The following is an 18601-nucleotide window of genomic DNA, read 5'->3' as shown; positions in this document are numbered from 1 at the left end:
CTGGTTTTTGTACGGTTAAACTCATTGCTGTCACACCTTTGTCACATTTGACTTTGTACCGTTATCAGGAGCTTTTCAATGCTGTTTGGCAAATTGCTGCCCAAAGAAGGCAACTTCTTCGAACTCTTTAACCAACACGCGGACCGCATTGTCGAAGCGGCACGGGCCTTCTCCAACTTGGTGGCCAATTACAACGATGTGCATCTGCGTGAAAAATACAACCGCGATGTGGACAACGCTGAGCACGCCGCCGACCGCGTGACCCAGGAAGTGAACCGCCTGATCCACACCACCTTCATCACCCCGATTGACCGTGAGCAAATCCACGCTCTCATCAACCTGATGGACGACGTGGCCGATCTGATCCAGGACTCAGCGGAAACCATGGCGCTGTATGACGTGCGGCACATGACGGAGGAAATTACCCGTTTGACCGATTTGTCGGTTAAGTGCTGTGAGCGCGTGCAGGACGCGGTGAAATTACTGGCCAAAATTGGCGAGCCCTCTGTAGCCGAAGCCGCCTTGAAGACTTGTGAAGAGATTGACCGCCTGGAGTCCGATGCTGACCGCGTGATGCGCAGCGCCATGAGCAAGCTGTTCCGCGACGAGCCCGATGTTCGCGAGATCATCAAGCTCAAAGCCATTTACGAACTGCTGGAAACCATCACCGACAAGTGTGAGGACGTGGCCAATCAGATCGAGGGCATCGTCCTCGAGAACTCCTGATCTAACGCGGGAATCTGACGTATGGAAACCGTACAAGCCGCCTTGTGGGTGGTGATTTTGCTGGTCGCCTTGGCGCTGATTTTTGACTTCATGAATGGGTTTCATGATGCGGCCAACTCGATTGCGACCGTGGTCTCCACGGGGGTGCTCAAGCCCGCTCAAGCGGTGGTCTTCGCCGCTTTTTTCAACTTCATCGCTATCTTTATTTTCCATTTGAGTGTGGCTGCCACGGTGGGAAAGGGCATCGTTCAGCCAGGCATTGTGGACACCCATGTGGTGTTTGGTGCCTTGTTGGGGGCCATCACTTGGAATGTCATCACCTGGTATTACGGCATTCCCAGCAGTTCTTCACATGCCCTGATCGGCGGCATTGTCGGCGCTGTCATTGCCAAGGCGGGCGCCGGTGCTTTGGTGTCCACGGGCATCATGAAAACGGTGGCCTTCATTTTTGTTTCACCTTTGCTTGGCTTCCTGCTGGGCTCTTTGATGATGGTGGCTGTGGCCCATATTTTCCGACGTTCCAGGCCTTCCAAGGTGGATAAATGGTTCCGTCGCTTGCAGCTTGTATCTGCTGGCGCATACAGCTTGGGCCATGGCGGTAACGACGCACAAAAAACCATCGGCATCATCTGGTTGCTGTTGATTGCGACGGGTTATGCCACCACTGCTGATGCGTCGCCTCCGGGTTGGGTCATCGTCTCTTGTTACATGGCGATTGGCTTGGGCACCATGTTTGGCGGCTGGCGCATTGTCAAAACGATGGGGCAAAAAATCACCAAACTCAAACCCGTTGGGGGCTTTTGCGCCGAAACGGGTGGGGCCATGACCTTGTTTTTGGCCACCACTTTGGGCATACCCGTATCCACCACGCACACCATCACAGGTGCCATTGTGGGCGTGGGCTCGACCCAGCGTGCCAGCGCCGTGCGTTGGGGGGTCGCTGGCAACATCATCTGGGCATGGGTATTGACCATCCCTGCCAGCGCTTTTGTCGCAGCGCTGGCCTATTGGGTGAGTTTTCAGATTTTTGACTGACGTCCAAACCGACAGCGTTGGCCTGGGGCGCTGTCAGGTCAATTCAAGCCATCCGCGTGGAAACATCGGGTGGCTTTTTTATTGACTGATCAGGCGAGCCTCTTCAATCTGGTATTCAAAGTAACGTTGGAAGCTGAAAACCAAACTGGCCATCAAGACGGTGGTACCCAGCAGTAAGGCTGTGGCGGTGCCAATGATGGTGCCCCACTGGGTTCTGCCAGCAGGTGCCAGTTCATCGGCGGTCGGGTTGAATTTGGCGTTCCATTTTTCAATGGACGTCAGGCCATACACGATCGCATTCAGGGCGCAGCCTGCGATGGTGAAGCCCAACAAGGGGATCAGCATCCAGCTGAGCTGGTCGTCTTGCCCCAATTGCTGAACACGTTCCAAGCCGTAAAAGCCAAGTGCCGTGGGGATCGGTAGTAACCAACCCAGCATGTCAGCGAAGCCGTGTAGATAAAAGCGGTGCAAGCCCAAAGGGCCGCCCCAAAAAGTCAACCAGGTCGCGAGTGTTTTATTTTTCATGTTGCCGATTATTGCGGAGCGGTGCTGTCGCCAGCGCCTAAAGGCTTTTCCATCATCACGACATCCAGCCAGCGGTCAAATTTCCATCCGCATGACTTCAGGATGCCCACATGGCTGAACCCCACTGAAGTGTGGACACCAATCGAGCCGGCGTTGGCTGAATCACCAATCACCGCCAAGAATTTGCGCACGCCTGCGCGTTCTGCCTGGGCGCACAATTCGGTCAGCAGGGCTCGCCCCATGCCCTTGCGGTGCACATCGGGGGCCATGTAAATGGAGTCTTCGGCGGAAAATCGGTAGGCGGGTCGTGGTTTGAACCAATTGCAATAGGCAAAACCCATCACACGGCCCTCGTCTTCCACCACCAGGTAGGGCAGTCCTTTGGACAGCACATCGGCCCGGCGACTGGCCATGTCAGTCTCTGTGGGTGGTTCGATCTCGAAAGTGCCGGTGCCTGTGAGCACGTGGTGGTGGTAAATGGCCGTGATGGCGGCGACATCTTCGTCGCGGCTGGGTCGAATCAGAGGCAAGGCAGAGCTCCCGTTGTATAATGGTGGGCTTTTCAGTGTGTCACTGGCCGGGTGGCCAGTTGCGTGTCTCAAACGCTGAAGGATACCGGGCATCTGGGCAATTGTTCCCAAGATACCCAACCACCCAAGGATAAATCATGGTTGTTATTCGTTTGAACCGCGGCGGCTCTAAAGCACGTCCTTTCTTCAACATCGTCGTCGCTGACAAGCGCGTGCGTCGCGATGGTCGCTTCCTCGAGCGCATCGGTTTCTACAACCCCACAGCCAAAGGTGGCGAAGAAGGTCTGCGCATTGCACAAGACCGTCTGACCTACTGGAAGAGCGTTGGTGCCCAGGCTTCTCCTACCGTGGAACGCCTGATCCGCCAAGCTGGCAAAGCCGCCGCCTGATCGGCTCGCCTTGGCCATGCGTCCCCCTTTGGAAAAAGCCGCACTGCCGGCTGACGCCATCGAAATTGGACGCATAGCCGATGCTTGGGGCATCAAAGGCTGGTTCAAGGTCTTGCCCCACAGCGCCTCGCCCGAGGCGCTTTTTTCTGCCAAAAGCTGGTTTTTGTTGCCGCCCGATCGGCCCATGAAACCCCAGCGCGGCCAAGAGGCTGCAGCTTCTGCACAACAGGCCTGGCGAGAGCCTTTGCTGCTCAACATCCTCGAAGTCAAAGACCATTCCGATACCGTCGTGGCGCGTGCCCAAGGCATTGACGACCGCAACGCGTCTGAGTCCCTGCGCGGCGGCAGAATTTTTGTGTCACGCGCCAGCTTCCCGGCTGCTGCCGATGGCGAGTATTACTGGGTCGACCTGATCGACTTGCAAGTCGTCAACCGGGAAGGTGTGGACTTGGGCCAGGTGCGCGACCTCATGTCCACCGGCCCACAAACCGTGCTGGTCATTGAAGCCGCAGCCGAAGTTGAAGGCGGCAAACCTGTTGAGCGCATGATCCCGTTTGTGGCGGCCTTCGTCGACGGCGTTGACTTGCCCGCCAAGCGGATCACGGTCGACTGGCAGCCAGACTACTGAGCCGCCCCGGCCGTGGAGGGCCATCCCCATGCGCTTTGACATCATCACCCTGTTTCCCGAGTTGTTTGCGCCGCTGTTGACCAGCGGCATCACTCGCCGAGCCTACGAAAGCGGTTTGGTCGATGTGCGTTTGTGGAATCCGCGCGACCACGCCGAAGGCAATTACCGCAGGGTGGACGACCGGTCTTTTGGTGGTGGCCCCGGCATGGTCATGCTGGCCGAGCCCTTGTTCAAATGCCTGACGGCCATTCGTACCGAGCGGCAAGAAGAAACACCGGCACCTTTGGTCTTGTTTTCGCCGATAGGCCAGGCCCTGAACCACACCGCGGTGGCCCAATGGTCGGCCAGTGCGGGCGCCGTTCTGCTGTGTGGCCGCTATGAAGGCGTAGATCAGCGCTTCATCGATCAGTATGTGGATCAGCAAATCAGCTTGGGCGACTTTGTGCTGTCTGGCGGCGAAATCGCCGCCATGGCCTTGCTCGACGCGGTGGCCCGTTTGCAGCCCGGTGTCTTGAACGACGAAGGCAGCCACCAGCTCGACAGCTTCAATCCGGCGCTCGATGGTTTGTTGGACAGCCCGCACTACACCCGCCCCGAAGTTTGGCAAGGCCATGCGGTACCGCCCGAATTGATGTCGGGCCACCATGCGCACATCGAGCGTTGGCGGCGTGAGCAAAGTCTGCGTTTGACGGCTTTGCACCGCCCTGAGTTGCTCGAACAAGCCCGCCAGGCCGGTCGGCTCAACCGCCAGGACGAGGCCTTTTTGAAACAGGCCACGGACAGCTTGCCGATACAGCATTAGGCCCTGTCTGCGAAAAAGCTATAATCAAAGGCTTTTCGATCCTCTACCCGCCGCGATCTGGTTCAGTCATGTGAATGCATGGCCCTTACAACACAGAACGCCCCTTGTGTAGCGAGGCATGATCGGACGGAGTTCAAAAAATGAATTTGATTCAAACTCTTGAGCAGGAAGAAATTGCCCGTTTGGGTAAAGTGATTCCTGAATTTGCCCCCGGCGACACCGTGATCGTCAGCGTCAACGTGGTGGAAGGTGCGCGTAAGCGCGTCCAAGCCTACGAAGGTGTTGTGATCGCCAAGCGTAACCGTGGCCTGAACAGCGGCTTCACTGTGCGCAAGGTCTCCAGTGGCGAAGGTGTGGAACGTACTTTCCAAACCTACAGCCCTGTGATCGCCAGCATCGAAGTCAAGCGTCGTGGTGATGTTCGCCGCGCCAAGCTGTACTACCTGCGTGACCGCAGCGGCAAGTCGGCACGTATCAAAGAAAAGTTGCCACAGCGCAAAGCAGCTCCTGCTGCCAAAGCGTAAAGCCTTTTCGGCCATACGAAAAAACCGCCCGGGTTTGCGCCCAGGGCGGTTTTTTTATGGGCGATTCACAACGCGTGGGCCATCCGTCAAACCATGAAAAAAAGGCCTTGCCGGTGAGGGCAAGACCTTTGGGGATGTTGAAGTCCTGGGACTGACCCAGGAAATTCATCAACCGCGCGTGATTTTCAGCACGCGAGTACCGCCACGCTTACCTGCAGGGCCTTCGCCTGCGGCGTGGGGCTTGAAGTTGCTGGCGCCAAACTGCTTGGGGCCACGGGCGAACTTGTCGCCAGCAGCGCCACGAGGGGCTGGACGAGCTGCGTTGCGGTTGTCTCCGCCACGGTCTTCCCAGCGGCCGCCTTGACGTGGACCGTCTTGGCGTGCATCTTGACGCGGGGCAGGGCGGCTGTCGCCTTTGTCCCATGGGTGGGCTGGTGCGCCGCGCTGTTCAAAGCGGTCACCACCGCGGTGCTCACCACGAGGTGCGTCAAAACGGCCACCCTCTTTGCGGGCATCGAAGCGGGGTTCGCTACGCTGCTCAAAACGGGGCTGCTCGTCGCGGAAGTTGCCACGTGGGGCGCGGTTGTCAAAACCACCACCGTTGTCGCGGTCTCGGTTGCCACCGAAGTCGCGTCCACCAGGGGCGGGACGACCACCACGGAAACCACCGCCTGCGTTGGCGTAATTGCGCTCGCCACCGAAGCGGTCACCACCACGGCCCATGGGTTTGCGGGCTTCAGGCATGCGGGCTTTGGGCTCCAGGCCTGGAATCACTTCGGCCTTGAAAGGCTGGCGTGTGTAGGACTCGATGTCACCGATCTTGCGGCGGTCGCGCATTTCAGCAAAGGTCACGGCCAAGCCATCGCGGCCGGCGCGGCCTGTGCGGCCAATGCGGTGGGTGTAGTCTTCGGCCTTCATCGGCAAACCGAAGTTGAAGACGTGGGTGATGGTGGGCACGTCGATGCCGCGAGCGGCGACGTCGGTAGCGACCAAAATTTGTACTTGGCCATTGCGCAGGGCCATCAAACGGCGGTTACGCATGCCTTGGCTCAAAGCGCCGTGCAGTGCCACAGCCGAGAAGCCGTCTTGCTGCAGGTCAGCAGCCAAGCCGTCGCACTCGATTTGGGTGCTGGAGAACACGATAGCTTGGTCGATCGTGGCGTCACGCAACCAGTGGTCAAGCATCTGCCGCTTGTGTTGAGCGTTGTCGGCCCAGAACAGCACCTGCTTGATGTTGTTGTGCTTTTCTTGTGGGTTGTCGATCTGGATTTTTTGGACCGAAGAACCGCCATCGTGCATCACGCGCATGGCCAGTTGCTGAATGCGCGGCGCGAAGGTGGCGCTGAACATCATGGTCTGGCGACGCTGGCTGGTCATGTCGTTGATGTCGGCCAAGTCGTCCGAGAAGCCCAAGTCGAGCATGCGGTCGGCTTCGTCCACGACCAAAAACTGAACCTTGTCCAGCTTGATTTGCATGGAGCGCTGCAGGTCAAGCAAACGGCCAGGAGTGGCCACGACCAAGTTGGCGTTTTGCAGCTTGGCAATTTGCAACTGGTAAGGGATGCCGCCGACCACGTTGGCCACGCGCAGGCCACGGGTGTGCTTGACCAACTCGATGGCGTCTTGAGCCACTTGCTGGGCCAACTCGCGTGTGGGGCACAGGATCAGGGCACCGGGTGTCGGGGCCTTGAAGTTGCGGGGGTTGGTGGGGTCTTTGCGCTTGGAGCGCTTGGGGGCTGGCTCGCCGTTGGCAGCGGCGTCGGCGCAGGCTTGATCGAACTCGGCGCGTTCAGCCGCTTCTTGTTCAGCCATTTGCTGGATCAGTGTGTGCAACACGGGCAACAAGAAGGCAGCAGTTTTGCCGCTGCCGGTTTGGCTAGAGACCATCAGGTCGGTGTAACCGTTGGACTTGCCGTCTTTGGAGCCGCCCGCGGTGGGCAAGGCCAGAGGGATGGCGCGCAATTGGACCGCAGTAGGCTGCGTGTAGCCCAGATCTGCCACGGCTTGCACCAGCTCAGGGGCCAAGCCCAGCTCAACGAACCCGTTGGGCTCATCGGCGATGGCTTCGACTTTTTCGGATTCTTCGCTCGCGATTTCTGCTGGCGTTTCGGCGGTGATTTCAGCCGCTGCGGCGACCATGATCTCAGTGGCCAAGTTTTTCTGGGCTGCTTGAGCAGTCGACTCGGAGGTGATGGATGTGATTTCGGCAGGCGACAAGTCGTCCTGCACTGTGTTCAAAGTGTCGGTCATGTATGTAAAAAAACTCGCACGGGACAACGACCGCCAACAGAAGACTGTTGCATAAGGTCTTAGCACCGCAAGGTTGAAAAAACATCAACCATCAAACGGTGCTCGCGAGTGGCGCTGGGCATGAAGCCTGGCCGCTGTGAGTGACCCTATCGTTGGGTCAAGGCATGAAGGGAGATGTATGAATTGCCACACCTGAAGTGCAGCAAGCCCACGATTATGGCACGGCCAAAGAAAAAACGCTAGGGTTTTCCCTGAAAAATCACAATCGGATGAAATGCTCGCGGTAATGCGCCAGTTCATCGATGGATTCGTGCACATCGGCGAAAGCGGTGTGCTTTTGCTGTTTCTTGAAACTGGCATACACATCGGGCTTCCATCGCCGCGAGAGTTCCTTGAGCGTGCTCACGTCCAAGTTGCGGTAATGAAAAAACGATTCCAGTTTGGGCATGAACTTGACCAGAAAGCGGCGGTCCTGGCTGATCGTGTTGCCGCACAGAGGGGATGCGCTTTTGGGCACGTACTTTTTCAAGAAAGCCAGTATCTGCTCTTCGGCATCGGCTTCGCTGGTGGTCGAGGCCTTGACCTTGTCGATCAGCCCACTTTTGCCGTGCGTGCCCTTGTTCCAGTTGTCCATTTGGTTCAGCAGTTCGTCACTTTGGTGAATCACCAGGACGGGCCCTTCGATGCGCGGCGTCAAGTGTGGGCCGGTCACGATCACGGCGATCTCCAGCAAGCGTTCTTTTTCGGGGTCGAGGCCCGTCATTTCGCAATCGATCCAGACCAAGTTCTGGTCGGATTTGGGCAGCTCTGTGGCTTCAGGGTCGGGGGTAGGGGTGTTCACATCAGACATGTTGTGATTGTCGCCGATGCCATGAACCCTTCGGCCCTGGGCTTGAATCGAGGCGCACCCCAGGGCTCGCAGGGTGCGGCTCCTACAATGTCGGCATGAATGCATCCCTGACTTTGACCCTGACTCTGGTGGTGGCCTTGCTGGCCCATGTGGCGCTCAAGTTTTGGCTGAACGCCCGCCAGGTGCGGCATGTGGCCCGCCACCGCGATGCGGTCCCACAGGCTTACGCCGACACCATGGCCTTGGCCGACCACCAAAAAGCGGCCGATTACACCCTGGCCAAAGCGCGTTTGTCACAAATCGACATCGCCCTCGATGCGGCGGTGCTGATGGGCTGGACGCTGCTGGGTGGACTGGATGCGCTCAACCAATTGCTGTTGGGCTGGATGGGCCCTGGCATGGGGCAGCAAATCGCGCTGGTGCTGGGTTTCATGCTCGTCGGCGGTCTGATCGGATTGCCCCTGTCGCTCATGCAAACCTTTGGCGTGGAGCAGCGCTTTGGCTTCAACAAAATCACGGCCGCTTTGTGGCTGGGCGATATGGTCAAGGGTTTGGCGCTGGGTCTGGTGCTGGGCCTGCCGCTGCTGTGGGTGGTGCTGTGGCTCATGCAAGCTGGCGGGCAATGGTGGTGGCTGTGGGCTTGGGGCGTGCTGGTGGGCTGGCAGCTTTTTTTGATGGCCATTGCGCCCAACGTGATCATGCCGCTGTTCAACAAATTCACGCCCCTGGAAGACGAGTCGCTCAAGGCCCGCGTGCAGGGCCTGATGCAACGCGCAGGCTTCACCGCCAAAGGTTTTTTTGTCATGGACGGCAGTCGCCGATCGGCACATTCCAATGCGTTTTTCACAGGCTTTGGGGCCAGCAAGCGGGTGGTGTTTTTCGACACCTTGCTCAAGCAACTGAGCCCGGCCGAAATGGAAGCGGTGCTGGCCCATGAGCTGGGTCACTTCAAACACAAACACATCGTCAAAATGATGGCAACCAGCTTTGCCATGACGCTGGCCGGTCTGGCGCTGCTGGGTTGGCTGGCCCAGCAAGTCTGGTTTTACACGGGCCTGGGCGTGATGCCCAATTTGTCCGGCAGCAACGATGCACTGGCGCTGGTGTTGTTCATGTTGGTGACGCCTGTGTTCACTTTGTTTTTTGCGCCCCTGTCTTCATGGCGCTCGCGCCAGCAGGAGTTTGAAGCCGATGCCTATGCCGTGTCGCAAACCCCGGGCGCAGACTTGTCATCGGCCTTGCTCAAGCTGTACCAAGACAACGCCTCGACCCTCACGCCCGACCCTTGGTATGTGAAGTTTTATTATTCGCACCCCCCGGCCAGTGAGCGTTTGCTGAGGATGAAAACCGCATGAGCACCCCAGAAGTCAGGGCCCTCAAGCCCACCGAGGTGATCATGGCTTTGGCACAGGTTCCCGGCTGGGGACTGTCGGGTGATGGTGAACAGGTGTCGATCGAAAAAAGCTTTGACTTCGAGCAGCACACACATGCTTTGCTCTTCGTCAACAGCGTGGGCTGGTTGTCTGAAAAGCTCAACCATCACCCCGAACTGGTGCTGACCTACAAGCGTTGTGTGGTGCGCTGGAACACACACGATGTGCGTGGCCTCAGCCGCTTGGACTTTGAGGCCGCGACCCAGACCGACGCCTTGTTACAGGCATGATGCGGCATGAATAAACCCAAAGCGCGCCCAGCCATGCCCCTAGCGCAGGATCTCGAGCCGGGCTTGGTGGTTGCCACCTATGGCCGCCACTGCCTGGTCGAGACTCCCGAAGGCCGACGCCTGATTTGCCACCCCCGAGGCAAAAAAAACCAAGTGGTGGTGGGTGACCAAGTGCTCTGGCAAATCGCAGGCGACGAGGGCAGCATCGAAAAATTGCAAAACCGACGCAACCTGTTTTACCGGCAAGATGAAATCCGCACCAAATCTTTTGCTGCCAATCTCGACCGCGTGCTGATCCTCATCGCGGCTGACCCCGAGTATTCGGAAAGCCAGCTCTCACGGGCTTTGGTGGCTGCCGAGGCCGAGCGCATCACGCCCATCATTGCGCTCAATAAAAGCGATCTGGCCCAGCCCTTTGCCCAAGCCTGGGAGCGACTGGCCCCATATCGCGCCATGGGCTACAGCGTCATGCCCATCAGCCTGAGTCCTCGCAGTCCGGTGACCGATGACGGCGTGGCGGCCCTGTGTGATCTCTTACAAGGACTGACGACGCTGGTGCTAGGGCCTTCGGGCAGCGGCAAAAGCACGCTGATCAATCGCTTGGTGCCCGATGCACAGGTGGAAACGGGTGAGATATCGCTGGCGCTCAACTCTGGCAAACACACCACCACCAGCACCCGCTGGTATTGGGTGCCCGCGCTCGATGGGCTGGCTCAAAAGGGTACTGAAACGGGCGTTGCACGGACTGCCTTGATTGATTCACCCGGTTTTCAGGAGTTTGGTCTGCACCACATTGAACCCACTCGCCTGGCCGATTGCATGCCAGATTTGCGCAAGCACTTGGGCGGCTGCAAGTTCTACAACTGCACGCATTTGCATGAGCCTGGCTGCGCCGTGCTGGCGCAAGTTGAAACCGAGCAGCACCCCGGCACCATCAGCGTGCGGCGGCACCGCATTTACGCGCAACTGTTTGAAGAGCTGGGTCAGCAGCGCTGGTAAAAAAGGGTTTCAACCCAACAGGTTGGCCATGGTCAGCAAAGCCACCAGCACCAGCCACATGATGACCGTGCGCCAAACCAAACCAACCACTTGGGCAAAGTGAGCCACTTCTGGCATGCGGCCGGGCGTGCTGCTGCCGCCCGAAGGTGCCGCAGCTTCTTCGTCTTGAAGGGGGGCTTGCAACGGGGCGCCACCTAAACGGATGTTGATCGCGCCTGCCGTGGCAGCCAAGATGACCCCATCGTTGTCTTCCGGAAAGTTTTGAGCATGGTTGCGCCAGCCATCCATGGCGTCCTCAAAACTGCCCACAATGGCAAAACCCAATGCGGTCATCCGCGATGGCAGCCAGTCCAGGGCCAGCCAGGCCCGCGAAGCCACTGAACGAAGCGCCTCGCTTGCCAGCGAGCCATCGGCTGCGGGCTCATGCCAGCGGCGTTGCGCCAATTCAGTGAGGCGATACACCACGGCGCCCACGGGTCCCAAGCCCACGATGGACAAAGCCGCATACCAAAAAAAGACCCCAAACACATGCCGATGGGCAGCGATCATGGAGTATTCAATGACATGGCGCACGATTTCGCTGCGAGGAATTTGTCCGACTTGCACTTGTTGCCATTCGGCCAGCAGTTCACGGGCCTTGGTTTCATCACCGTTTTCGAGCGCTTCGCGAATGGCCGTGAAATGGTGGCTGAATTGTCGAAAACCCAAGGTCACATACAGCAGCGCCACATTCCAAACCACAGCAAACAACCACCCCAATCCCCACTCAAGGCTCCAGTGGGTCAGCATGGTCAAAAGGGCGGGACCGATCACTGTGATGCCCCAAGTGATCCAGGCTTGGTGCTGAACACCTGCGTCAAATGTGCGGGCAACCCATGCGATCCACCGGTTCATGGTGGTGTAAATCACATTGACGGGGTTCAGAGGGCGGGCTTGCTCCAGCACCAAGGCCAGCAGAATGGCAAAAAAACTCATGGCTTCCTCATTGCACTGGGTTGACCACCAGAAAACGGTAGAAGTTACGAAGCATAGCGGCAGTCGCTCCCCAAATGAAACGCTCCACCGCCTCGCTTTGCCCATTCGGACTCAAGCGAGCCTCGTGGTAAGGCATGGAAAACCATTGCCGTTGTTGTCCCTGCCAGTCAAATTGATGGCGACGGTGATTTGCCGGGTTCATCAAAAAAGACAGGGGCACCTCAAACACATCCTGCACTTCGTCCGCATTGGGGGTCAATTCAAAATCGGGCGATACGAGCGCGATAACGGGTGTCACCCAAAAGGCGGTGCCGGTCACATATACCGGTAACTCCCCAATCACTTGCACATGCTGAGGGGCCAGCCCGACCTCTTCTTGTGCTTCGCGAAGCGCCGTGGCTTGATGGTTAGAGTCTTCAGGGTCCACCTTGCCGCCAGGAAATGCAATTTGCCCAGAATGCGTGCTCATGTGGTTGGCCCGCTGGGTCAGCAAAACGGTGGACTGTGCAAAATCTGCACCCCGCATCACGATGGGAACCAAGACTGCTGCTTGCGCAGGCGCTCGGCTGGAGAACGATGTTTCCCTTTCGACCTCAGGCTGCCAGATGGGGGGCTTTGCAAATCGCGTTCGCAGAGCATCAGGCGACAGGTGAGCAGACGGCACTGCCGGCATATCGTGGTCGATGCGCCAAACAGGAACATTGCGGGGATCAAAAGACGGTGGAGAAGACACAGTCGGTATTTATAACCGACACAGAGGATGCCCGCTTTAGAATGGCCGCTGCTGCATTTTTTAGCAGCGCTATTTTTTATTGATTTAGGTTGACAGCATGAAGCGTGACTATTTTTCGCATAACACCTCTTCCGACCGCCGTTTTGGCGAACACCGCTCCGGCACCTGCATGGCGCTCATTGATGGGCGGTTTTTGATTTGGATGGCCCAACAAGGCGCCGTGGGGACCACGGGCGAGTCCGTTAATCGCCAGGGATTGCTCAGCTTGCTCTCACAAGCGCTGGCACATGCCGGCTTGGATGTGGATTTGCGCCGAATTTATTGGTACAGCGACCGCTCGGACGGGCTGATCATCGACGACCAGATTGTTCGTTTGGTGCAAACCCACGATGCAGACGGCGGCGCCTCATTGCTGCGCTCGCTTGGGCATGACCTGAAACAACTTGCCGAACACCACGCGTGTGACCATGTACTGGTCGCCAGCGATGACGAGCGCTTCTTGGCCACCATAGATGAAGCCCAACTCAGTGGCGTGAGCGTGCATTTGCTGGCCGACGAGTCCGCCCGCAACATGCCACAAATGGTGCGCACCGATCCGGGTTGGGCCCGCTTGTTGGCACAGGGAGACCGTCGCGTGATGGTCAACTCCCAGGCACTGGCCGACATGCTTCAGGGCAAGCTGCCCACTGGCATGGGCTTGGCTGTAGAAGATGTGGAAGAACTGCGCAAATCGATGCACGAAGTCATCACCGCTTGGTGGGCTGATGAGCCCGAGGATTTGCGCGAAGACTTGCGTGACGCATTGCAAGTGAGCCGGGGCATACCGCAAGAGGTGGACCGTCAGCTGTTGTTGCGCATGCGTCAGCGCTTGGCGCGTGCCTTGAGTTTGCCTGAGAAGAAAATGTTGCGTGAAACCCTTCGTGCAGTCGTCTCTGAGCCTGCGGTGGCTGCAGCTTCCGTACCTGCTGGCGACGGCTTCCCGCCAGACAGCGAAGAGTGATTCAGCACGCAAGCCCAAGCCTTGCGGTCATGAAAGTCAAAAGGCCCTTGACACGCGAGTGTCAGGGGCCTTTTGATGGGTGACCTGGTTCAGTCAAGCTGCAGATCCCTGCGCTTAATCTTTCGCATGGTATGCGGTCACGCGATCGACTTCGTTTTTGGAGCCGAGGATGACACTCACGCGTTCGTGCAATTGACCTGGTTGCAGGTCGAGTATGCGGGTTTTGCCGTTGGTAGCAGCGCCCCCAGCTTGCTCGATCAGCCAGCTCATGGGGTTGGCTTCGTACAACAGGCGCAGTTTTCCAGGTTTGTGTGGCTCGCGCTTGTCCCAGGGGTACATGAACACGCCGCCACGGGTCAGGATGCGGTGCACATCGGCCACCATGGAGGCGATCCAGCGCATGTTGAAGTCTTTGCCGCGCGGACCTTCCTTGCCTTGAAGGCATTCGTCAATGTAGCGGCGCACGGGTTCATCCCAGTGGCGCATATTGCTCATGTTGATCGCGAATTCTTTGGTGTCGACAGGCACCTGCACGTTCTCTTGCGTCAGTACAAAGGACCCTTGTTCGCGGTCGAGTGTGAACATGGCCACGCCATCGCCTACAGTGAGCACCAACGTGGTTTGGGGTCCGTACACGCAATAACCTGCGGCCACCTGGTTTTTGCCGGGCTGCAAAAAGTCTTGCTCGGTCACGCCCTGGCTGTCGTCCGCTTTTTTCAGCACACTGAAGATGGTGCCAATGCTGACGTTCACATCGATGTTCGATGACCCATCCAGTGGGTCAAACATCAGCAGGTATTCACCTTGCGGGTAGCGGTTAGGCACCAAATAGATGCTGTCCATCTCTTCGCTGGCCATGGCCGCCAAATGCCCGCCCCATTCGTTGGCTTCGAGCAGCACTTCGTTGGCGATGATGTCGAGTTTCTTCTGGACTTCGCCCTGCACGTTCTCGCTGTCTGCACTGCCCAGCACGCCACCCAAAGCACCTTTGTTCACGGCGTGACTGATGCTCTTGCAGGCCCGGGCTACCACTTCCAGCAACAGGCGCAAATCGGCCGGGATATGGCCTTTGTCGCGTTGCTGTTCGACCAGGTAGCGGGAGAGGGAAATTTTGCTGCTCATGTTCATTCCTCGATTCAGGTGCTACTCAGGGCACGGGTGATCACTTCGCGCACATCGTTGGACAGGTCGGCTTTGGCCGCCACACGCTCGATGGCCACGCGGGCAGCACTGCGGTAGGGCTCGGCCAATCGGCTCCAGCGGTCCATGGCGCGGGCCAGGCGTGCCGCTACTTGAGGGTTGATGGCATCCAGCGCAAGCACCTGCTCGCTCCAATACACGTAGCCCGCCGCGTCGGCACGGTGAAAACCTGCTGGGTTGGCGCTGCAATAGCTAAAGATCAGGCTGCGGGCGCGGTTGGGGTTGCGCAGGCTGAAGTCGGCATGTTGCATGAGCTGGCGCACGCGCGGCAGCACGTCGCCTGCACGGTCGGGCGCACTGGCTTGGAGAGCAAACCATTTGTCGATGACCAAGGCTTCTTGTTGAAACTGTTTGTGGAACAGTGCCAACGCGTCTTGCGCCAAAGCATGGCCGCTGACCACCAAGGCCGACAGCGCATTGAAGCGGTCCGTCATGTTGCCCGCATCTTTGAATTGTTGATAGACCCGACCGGGTGTCACGGCGTCACCGCTGTGCACAGCCGCTACACACAGCATGCCCATGGCTAAGCCAGCCAAGGCGCGGCGCCCGCTGGACTTCGCGTCGGGCGAGTAAGCGCCGTTGTTCTTGTGCGCGTCCCATGCCCATTGCCAGTCGGTCTGCAAAGCCGTAGCCAGTTGCAGGCGCATGTTTTCCCGCAGGGCATGCACGCGCTGCGGGTCCACCACATCCAGCTGGTCGGCGATGTAGTTTTCCGAAGGCAGAGTGAGCGCCAGGTCCTTGAAAGCAGCATCCAACTCGGGGTGGCGCAACACATTGCGCAAGGCGTCCACCAGGGCGTCGGACAGCACGGGAATCCCGGTCAGGTCCTTGTTTTGCTGGATGGCATCCAACGCGCTTTGCAGCATCAGACGCTGACCGGCTTCCCATTGGTTGAAGGGGTCGCTGTCGTGGGCCAGCAAGATCAGCAGGTCGTCGGCGTTCAGGCCGTCTTCGAGAACCACCGGGGCGCTGAAGCCGCGCAACAGAGAAGGCACAGGTTCGCTGTCGATGTTAACAAAGGTGTAACTGGCGCTGGCTTCGGTCAGCACCAAGGTGTGCTGAGCCACGGCTTCGCTGCTGCCGTCGAGCTGCAAAGGCAGAGCTGCGCCATCGCGGCTGAGCAGCCCCAAAGAGACCGGTACCACGAAGGGTGCTTTGCGGTCTTGATCGGGGGTGGCTGGACAGCTTTGGCTGAGGGTGAGGGTGTACTTGCGCTCGGCGGCGTTGTAGCTGCCAGCCGCTTGCAGTCGGGGTGTACCGGCTTGGCTGTACCAGTGCTTGAAGGTGAGCAGGTGGTGCGCCAAGGCCGAGCCGGGGTTGGCGTCGGCGATTGCTTGCGCAAAGTCGTCGCAAGTCACCGCCTGACCGTCATGGCGTTCAAAGTAAAGCTTCATGCCTTTGGCAAAGCCTTCGCGACCCTGCAGGTCGTTGGGCGTTGCCACCAGCGTTTGCATCATGCGAACGACTTCAGAGCCTTTTTCGTAGATGGTGACGGTGTAGAAGTTGTTGATCTCGACATAGCTGTCGGGCCGCACCGGGTGGGCCATCGGGCCTGCGTCTTCGGCAAACTGCACGGTGCGAAGCACGCGAACGTCCTCGATGCGTTTGACGGCACGGGCACTGGCCACACCTGCCATGTCCTGGCTGAACTCTTGGTCACGGAAAACCGTGAGACCTTCCTTGAGGGAGAGTTGAAACCAGTCACGGCAGGTGATGCGGTTGCCAGTCCAGTTGTGGAAGTATTCGTGGCCGACGACCGATTCGATGTTGCCGAAATCCAAGTCGGTGGCCGTGTTGGGGTTAGCCAAGACAAATTTCGTGTTGAAGATGTTCAGGCCCTTGTTTTCCATGGCGCCCATATTGAAGTCGCTGGTGGCGACGATCATGAAGCGCTCCAGGTCCAGCGGCAGGCCAAAGCGCGCTTCGTCCCAGGCCACGCTGGCCATCAGAGAGTTCATCGCGTGTTCGGTTTTGTCCAGATCGCCGGGGCGCACAAACACTTGCAGCAAGTGCTCTTTGCCGCTGCGGCTGACGATGCGTTGCTCGCGAGCGACCAGCTGACCGGCTACCAGGGCAAAAAGGTAGCAGGGCTTTTTGTGCGGATCGACCCACTTGGCAAAGTGACGTCCGTCGTCCAAGGCGCCTTGCTCGACCAGGTTGCCGTTGCTCAGCAGCACAGGGTACTTGGCCTTGTCGGCTCGCAACGTGACGGTGTAGCTGGCCATCACATCCGGGCGGTCCAGGAAGTAGGTGATGCGTCGGAAGCCCTCGGCCTCGCATTGCGTGAAGAAGGTGCCCTGGCTGACGTACAGGCCCATCAGCTGAGTATTCTTCTCGGGGTTGCAGGTGGTGAAGATTTCCAGATCGAAGGCATCCGTGCCTTCGGGCAGGTTTTCCAGCACCAGCTGGTTGCCGTCCATCTTGAATGAGGTGCCACCGCCGTTGACCAAAACGCGGGCCAAATTGAGGTCTTCGCCATCCAGACGCAGCGGCTGTGCCGCCACATCGGGGTTGCGGCGCAGTCGCATCTTGTTCAGCACGCGGGTTTTGGTCGGGTCCAGATCAAAGGTCAGATCGACCGTGTCGATCCAGAACGCCGGGGCGGCATAAGCCTCCCGGTGAATCGCGGTGGGTTGTCCTTCACGCATCACTAACTCCGTTTTTGTTGAGGTCTGAGCAGCTCAGAGGCCTTGTTTCAGTGAGGCTTCGATGAACGCATCGAGGTCGCCATCGAGCACCTTTTGGGTGGCCGAGATTTCGACGTTGGTGCGCAAATCCTTGATGCGGCTGTTGTCCAGCACATAGCTGCGGATCTGGTGACCCCAACCCACATCGGTCTTGGTGTCTTCGAGCTTTTGCTGCTCTTCCAAGCGCTTGCGCATCTCGAAGTCATACAGGCGCGAGCGCAGGCGTTGCCATGCCACATCGCGGTTGCTGTGTTGGCTGCGGCCGTCTTGGCACTGGACCACGATGCCGGTGGGGATGTGCGTCAGACGCACCGCCGAGTCGGTTTTGTTGATGTGCTGACCGCCCGCGCCGCTGGCACGGAAGGTGTCGGTGCGCACATCCGACGGGTTGATGTTGATCTCGATCGAGTCGTCGATCTCGGGGTAGACAAACAGCGAAGCGAACGAGGTGTGGCGGCCGCCCGACGAGTCAAACGGGCTCTTGCGCACCAAACGGTGCACGCCAGTTTCGGTGCGCAGCAGGCCAAAGGCGTATTCGCCCTCGATCTTGATGGTCGCGCCCTTGATGCCTGCGGTGTCGCCCGGGGTTTCGTCTTCCACCGTGGCCTTGAAGCCTTTGCGCTCGGCGTACTTGATGTACTGGCGCAGCAGCATGCTGGCCCAGTCACAAGCTTCGGTGCCACCTGCGCCGGCCTGAATGTCGACAAAGCAGTTCAGTGGGTCGGCCTCGTGGCGGAACATGCGGCGGAATTCGAGGTCTTCCACCAGCTTGGCCAGTTTGGCGGCTTCAGCTTCGATGGTTTGCAAGCCGGCATCGTCGCCTTCTTCCTTGCTCATCTCGAAGAGTTCAAGGTTGTCGGCCAACTCGCTGGTCAGGTTGGTGATGGTCACCACCACGCCGTCCAGGGCTTTTTTCTCTTTGCCCAGTTCCTGGGCTTTTTTGGGGTCGTTCCAGACCGAGGGATCTTCGAGCGATGCGTTGACGGTTCTCAGCCGTTCAGATTTGGCATCGTAGTCAAAGATACCCCCGTAACTCGTGGGTACGAGCGGTCAGGTCTGTGAGGGATGCGCCGATTTGGTTGATG

General features: G+C 58.6%; 19 protein-coding genes. 10 read left to right on the top strand and 9 right to left on the bottom strand.

Features of this window, described 5'->3' with window-relative positions:
• Positions 1-78: 78 nt before the first annotated feature.
• Both SWE17_RS07365 and SWE17_RS07360 read left to right on the top strand, forming a co-directional pair.
• The gene (locus tag SWE17_RS07365) at positions 79-726 is read left to right on the top strand and encodes a DUF47 domain-containing protein (protein WP_100119936.1); all 648 of its coding nucleotides are present in this window, start codon (positions 79-81) and stop codon (positions 724-726) included.
• 21 nt (positions 727-747) lie between these two features.
• Positions 748-1761: an inorganic phosphate transporter gene (locus SWE17_RS07360; RefSeq protein ID WP_322992458.1), complete on the top strand. Its 1014-nt coding sequence runs from the start codon at positions 748-750 to the stop codon at positions 1759-1761.
• Positions 1762-1839: 78 nt separating this feature from the next.
• Here the strand turns inward: SWE17_RS07360 and SWE17_RS07355 are convergent, their stop codons facing one another.
• The gene (locus SWE17_RS07355; protein WP_322992457.1) at positions 1840-2286 is read right to left on the bottom strand and encodes a hypothetical protein; all 447 of its coding nucleotides are present in this window, start codon (positions 2284-2286) and stop codon (positions 1840-1842) included.
• 8 nt (positions 2287-2294) lie between these two features.
• Positions 2295-2816, bottom strand: a complete 522-nt coding sequence (locus tag SWE17_RS07350) for a GNAT family N-acetyltransferase (protein WP_322992456.1) — start codon at positions 2814-2816, stop codon at positions 2295-2297.
• A 137-nt stretch (positions 2817-2953) separates the two neighbouring features.
• On the opposite strand from SWE17_RS07350, the gene rpsP reads away from it, so the two are divergent.
• From rpsP to rplS, 4 genes are all read left to right on the top strand, one after another.
• Entirely contained in the window at positions 2954-3205 is a 252-nt protein-coding gene (gene rpsP, locus SWE17_RS07345) for a 30S ribosomal protein S16 (RefSeq protein WP_019430383.1), read from the top strand.
• A gap of 16 nt (positions 3206-3221) precedes the next feature.
• Positions 3222-3833 (top strand): ribosome maturation factor RimM, encoded by a 612-nt coding sequence (rimM, locus tag SWE17_RS07340; RefSeq protein ID WP_322992575.1) that lies wholly within the window; start codon positions 3222-3224, stop codon positions 3831-3833.
• A gap of 28 nt (positions 3834-3861) precedes the next feature.
• The gene (gene trmD, locus SWE17_RS07335; RefSeq protein ID WP_322992455.1) at positions 3862-4635 is read left to right on the top strand and encodes a tRNA (guanosine(37)-N1)-methyltransferase TrmD; all 774 of its coding nucleotides are present in this window, start codon (positions 3862-3864) and stop codon (positions 4633-4635) included.
• 140 nt (positions 4636-4775) lie between these two features.
• Positions 4776-5159, top strand: coding sequence for a 50S ribosomal protein L19 (gene rplS, locus SWE17_RS07330; protein ID WP_062405559.1), 384 nt, complete (start codon positions 4776-4778; stop codon positions 5157-5159).
• Between the two features lie 168 nt (positions 5160-5327).
• Here the strand turns inward: rplS and SWE17_RS07325 are convergent, their stop codons facing one another.
• Positions 5328-7409: a DEAD/DEAH box helicase gene (locus SWE17_RS07325; RefSeq protein WP_322992454.1), complete on the bottom strand. Its 2082-nt coding sequence runs from the start codon at positions 7407-7409 to the stop codon at positions 5328-5330.
• 259 nt (positions 7410-7668) lie between these two features.
• Positions 7669-8259: an oligoribonuclease gene (gene orn, locus SWE17_RS07320; RefSeq protein WP_322992453.1), complete on the bottom strand. Its 591-nt coding sequence runs from the start codon at positions 8257-8259 to the stop codon at positions 7669-7671.
• A gap of 95 nt (positions 8260-8354) precedes the next feature.
• Between orn and SWE17_RS07315 the strand changes: the two genes are divergently transcribed.
• The 3 genes from SWE17_RS07315 to rsgA are packed head-to-tail and all read left to right on the top strand — an operon-like array spanning position 8355 to position 10921.
• Entirely contained in the window at positions 8355-9614 is a 1260-nt protein-coding gene (locus SWE17_RS07315) for a M48 family metallopeptidase (protein ID WP_322992452.1), read from the top strand.
• Positions 9611-9922, top strand: coding sequence for a 4a-hydroxytetrahydrobiopterin dehydratase (locus tag SWE17_RS07310; RefSeq protein ID WP_322992451.1), 312 nt, complete (start codon positions 9611-9613; stop codon positions 9920-9922). The genes SWE17_RS07315 and SWE17_RS07310 overlap by 4 nt, the downstream gene beginning before the upstream one ends.
• Before the next feature lie 6 nt (positions 9923-9928).
• The gene (gene rsgA, locus SWE17_RS07305; protein ID WP_322992450.1) at positions 9929-10921 is read left to right on the top strand and encodes a ribosome small subunit-dependent GTPase A; all 993 of its coding nucleotides are present in this window, start codon (positions 9929-9931) and stop codon (positions 10919-10921) included.
• Positions 10922-10930: 9 nt separating this feature from the next.
• Here rsgA and SWE17_RS07300 read toward each other — a convergent pair whose 3' ends face one another.
• Both SWE17_RS07300 and SWE17_RS07295 read right to left on the bottom strand, forming a co-directional pair.
• Positions 10931-11896, bottom strand: coding sequence for a CobD/CbiB family protein (locus SWE17_RS07300; protein ID WP_322992449.1), 966 nt, complete (start codon positions 11894-11896; stop codon positions 10931-10933).
• Positions 11897-11903: 7 nt separating this feature from the next.
• Positions 11904-12569, bottom strand: a complete 666-nt coding sequence (locus tag SWE17_RS07295; RefSeq protein ID WP_416234991.1) for a CoA pyrophosphatase — start codon at positions 12567-12569, stop codon at positions 11904-11906.
• A 157-nt stretch (positions 12570-12726) separates the two neighbouring features.
• On the opposite strand from SWE17_RS07295, the gene SWE17_RS07290 reads away from it, so the two are divergent.
• A complete protein-coding gene (locus SWE17_RS07290; RefSeq protein WP_322992447.1) occupies positions 12727-13629 on the top strand; it encodes a hypothetical protein in 903 nt (300 codons plus the stop codon).
• Between the two features lie 114 nt (positions 13630-13743).
• On the opposite strand, the gene SWE17_RS07285 is transcribed toward SWE17_RS07290, so the two are convergent.
• The 3 genes from SWE17_RS07285 to prfB form a co-directional block, all read right to left on the bottom strand.
• Positions 13744-14751 carry a class 1 fructose-bisphosphatase gene (locus SWE17_RS07285; RefSeq protein ID WP_322992446.1) on the bottom strand — a complete coding sequence of 336 codons (1008 nt, stop codon included), beginning with the start codon at positions 14749-14751 and terminating at the stop codon, positions 13744-13746.
• Between the two features lie 14 nt (positions 14752-14765).
• Complete coding sequence (gene pepN / locus SWE17_RS07280; protein WP_322992445.1) at positions 14766-17477, bottom strand: aminopeptidase N; 2712 nt, start codon at positions 17475-17477, stop codon at positions 14766-14768.
• A 33-nt stretch (positions 17478-17510) separates the two neighbouring features.
• Positions 17511-18600 (bottom strand): peptide chain release factor 2 gene (gene prfB, locus SWE17_RS07275; protein ID WP_322992444.1). Its coding sequence is split into 2 segments (ribosomal slippage): positions 17511-18533 and positions 18535-18600, totalling 1089 coding nucleotides; the frame shifts between segments, so codons are not numbered across the junction.
• Position 18601: the final 1 nt, after the last annotated feature.

The sequence above is a fragment of the Limnohabitans sp. genome, assembly GCF_034680285.1.
GTDB lineage: Bacteria > Pseudomonadota > Gammaproteobacteria > Burkholderiales > Burkholderiaceae_C > Limnohabitans_A.
The sequence above is the reverse complement of the archived record's forward strand: the minus strand, read 5'-3'. Positions and strand labels throughout refer to the sequence as shown.

Excerpts from the sequence above, each read along its gene's own strand:
- SWE17_RS07295 (WP_416234991.1), bottom strand. The coding sequence starts at position 12,569 with ATGCCGGCAGTGCCGTCTGCTCACCTGTCGCCTGATGCTCTGCGAACG.
- SWE17_RS07315 (WP_322992452.1), top strand. The coding sequence starts at position 8,355 with ATGAATGCATCCCTGACTTTGACCCTGACTCTGGTGGTGGCCTTGCTG.
- rsgA (WP_322992450.1), top strand. The coding sequence starts at position 9,929 with ATGAATAAACCCAAAGCGCGCCCAGCCATGCCCCTAGCGCAGGATCTC.
- SWE17_RS07285 (WP_322992446.1), bottom strand. The coding sequence starts at position 14,751 with ATGAGCAGCAAAATTTCCCTCTCCCGCTACCTGGTCGAACAGCAACGC.
- SWE17_RS07365 (WP_100119936.1), top strand. The coding sequence starts at position 79 with ATGCTGTTTGGCAAATTGCTGCCCAAAGAAGGCAACTTCTTCGAACTC.
- pepN (WP_322992445.1), bottom strand. The coding sequence starts at position 17,477 with ATGCGTGAAGGACAACCCACCGCGATTCACCGGGAGGCTTATGCCGCC.
- SWE17_RS07310 (WP_322992451.1), top strand. The coding sequence starts at position 9,611 with ATGAGCACCCCAGAAGTCAGGGCCCTCAAGCCCACCGAGGTGATCATG.
- trmD (WP_322992455.1), top strand. The coding sequence starts at position 3,862 with ATGCGCTTTGACATCATCACCCTGTTTCCCGAGTTGTTTGCGCCGCTG.
- orn (WP_322992453.1), bottom strand. The coding sequence starts at position 8,259 with ATGTCTGATGTGAACACCCCTACCCCCGACCCTGAAGCCACAGAGCTG.
- SWE17_RS07360 (WP_322992458.1), top strand. The coding sequence starts at position 748 with ATGGAAACCGTACAAGCCGCCTTGTGGGTGGTGATTTTGCTGGTCGCC.
- SWE17_RS07300 (WP_322992449.1), bottom strand. The coding sequence starts at position 11,896 with ATGAGTTTTTTTGCCATTCTGCTGGCCTTGGTGCTGGAGCAAGCCCGC.
- rpsP (WP_019430383.1), top strand. The coding sequence starts at position 2,954 with ATGGTTGTTATTCGTTTGAACCGCGGCGGCTCTAAAGCACGTCCTTTC.
- rplS (WP_062405559.1), top strand. The coding sequence starts at position 4,776 with ATGAATTTGATTCAAACTCTTGAGCAGGAAGAAATTGCCCGTTTGGGT.
- SWE17_RS07290 (WP_322992447.1), top strand. The coding sequence starts at position 12,727 with ATGAAGCGTGACTATTTTTCGCATAACACCTCTTCCGACCGCCGTTTT.
- SWE17_RS07355 (WP_322992457.1), bottom strand. The coding sequence starts at position 2,286 with ATGAAAAATAAAACACTCGCGACCTGGTTGACTTTTTGGGGCGGCCCT.
- SWE17_RS07325 (WP_322992454.1), bottom strand. The coding sequence starts at position 7,409 with ATGACCGACACTTTGAACACAGTGCAGGACGACTTGTCGCCTGCCGAA.
- rimM (WP_322992575.1), top strand. The coding sequence starts at position 3,222 with ATGCGTCCCCCTTTGGAAAAAGCCGCACTGCCGGCTGACGCCATCGAA.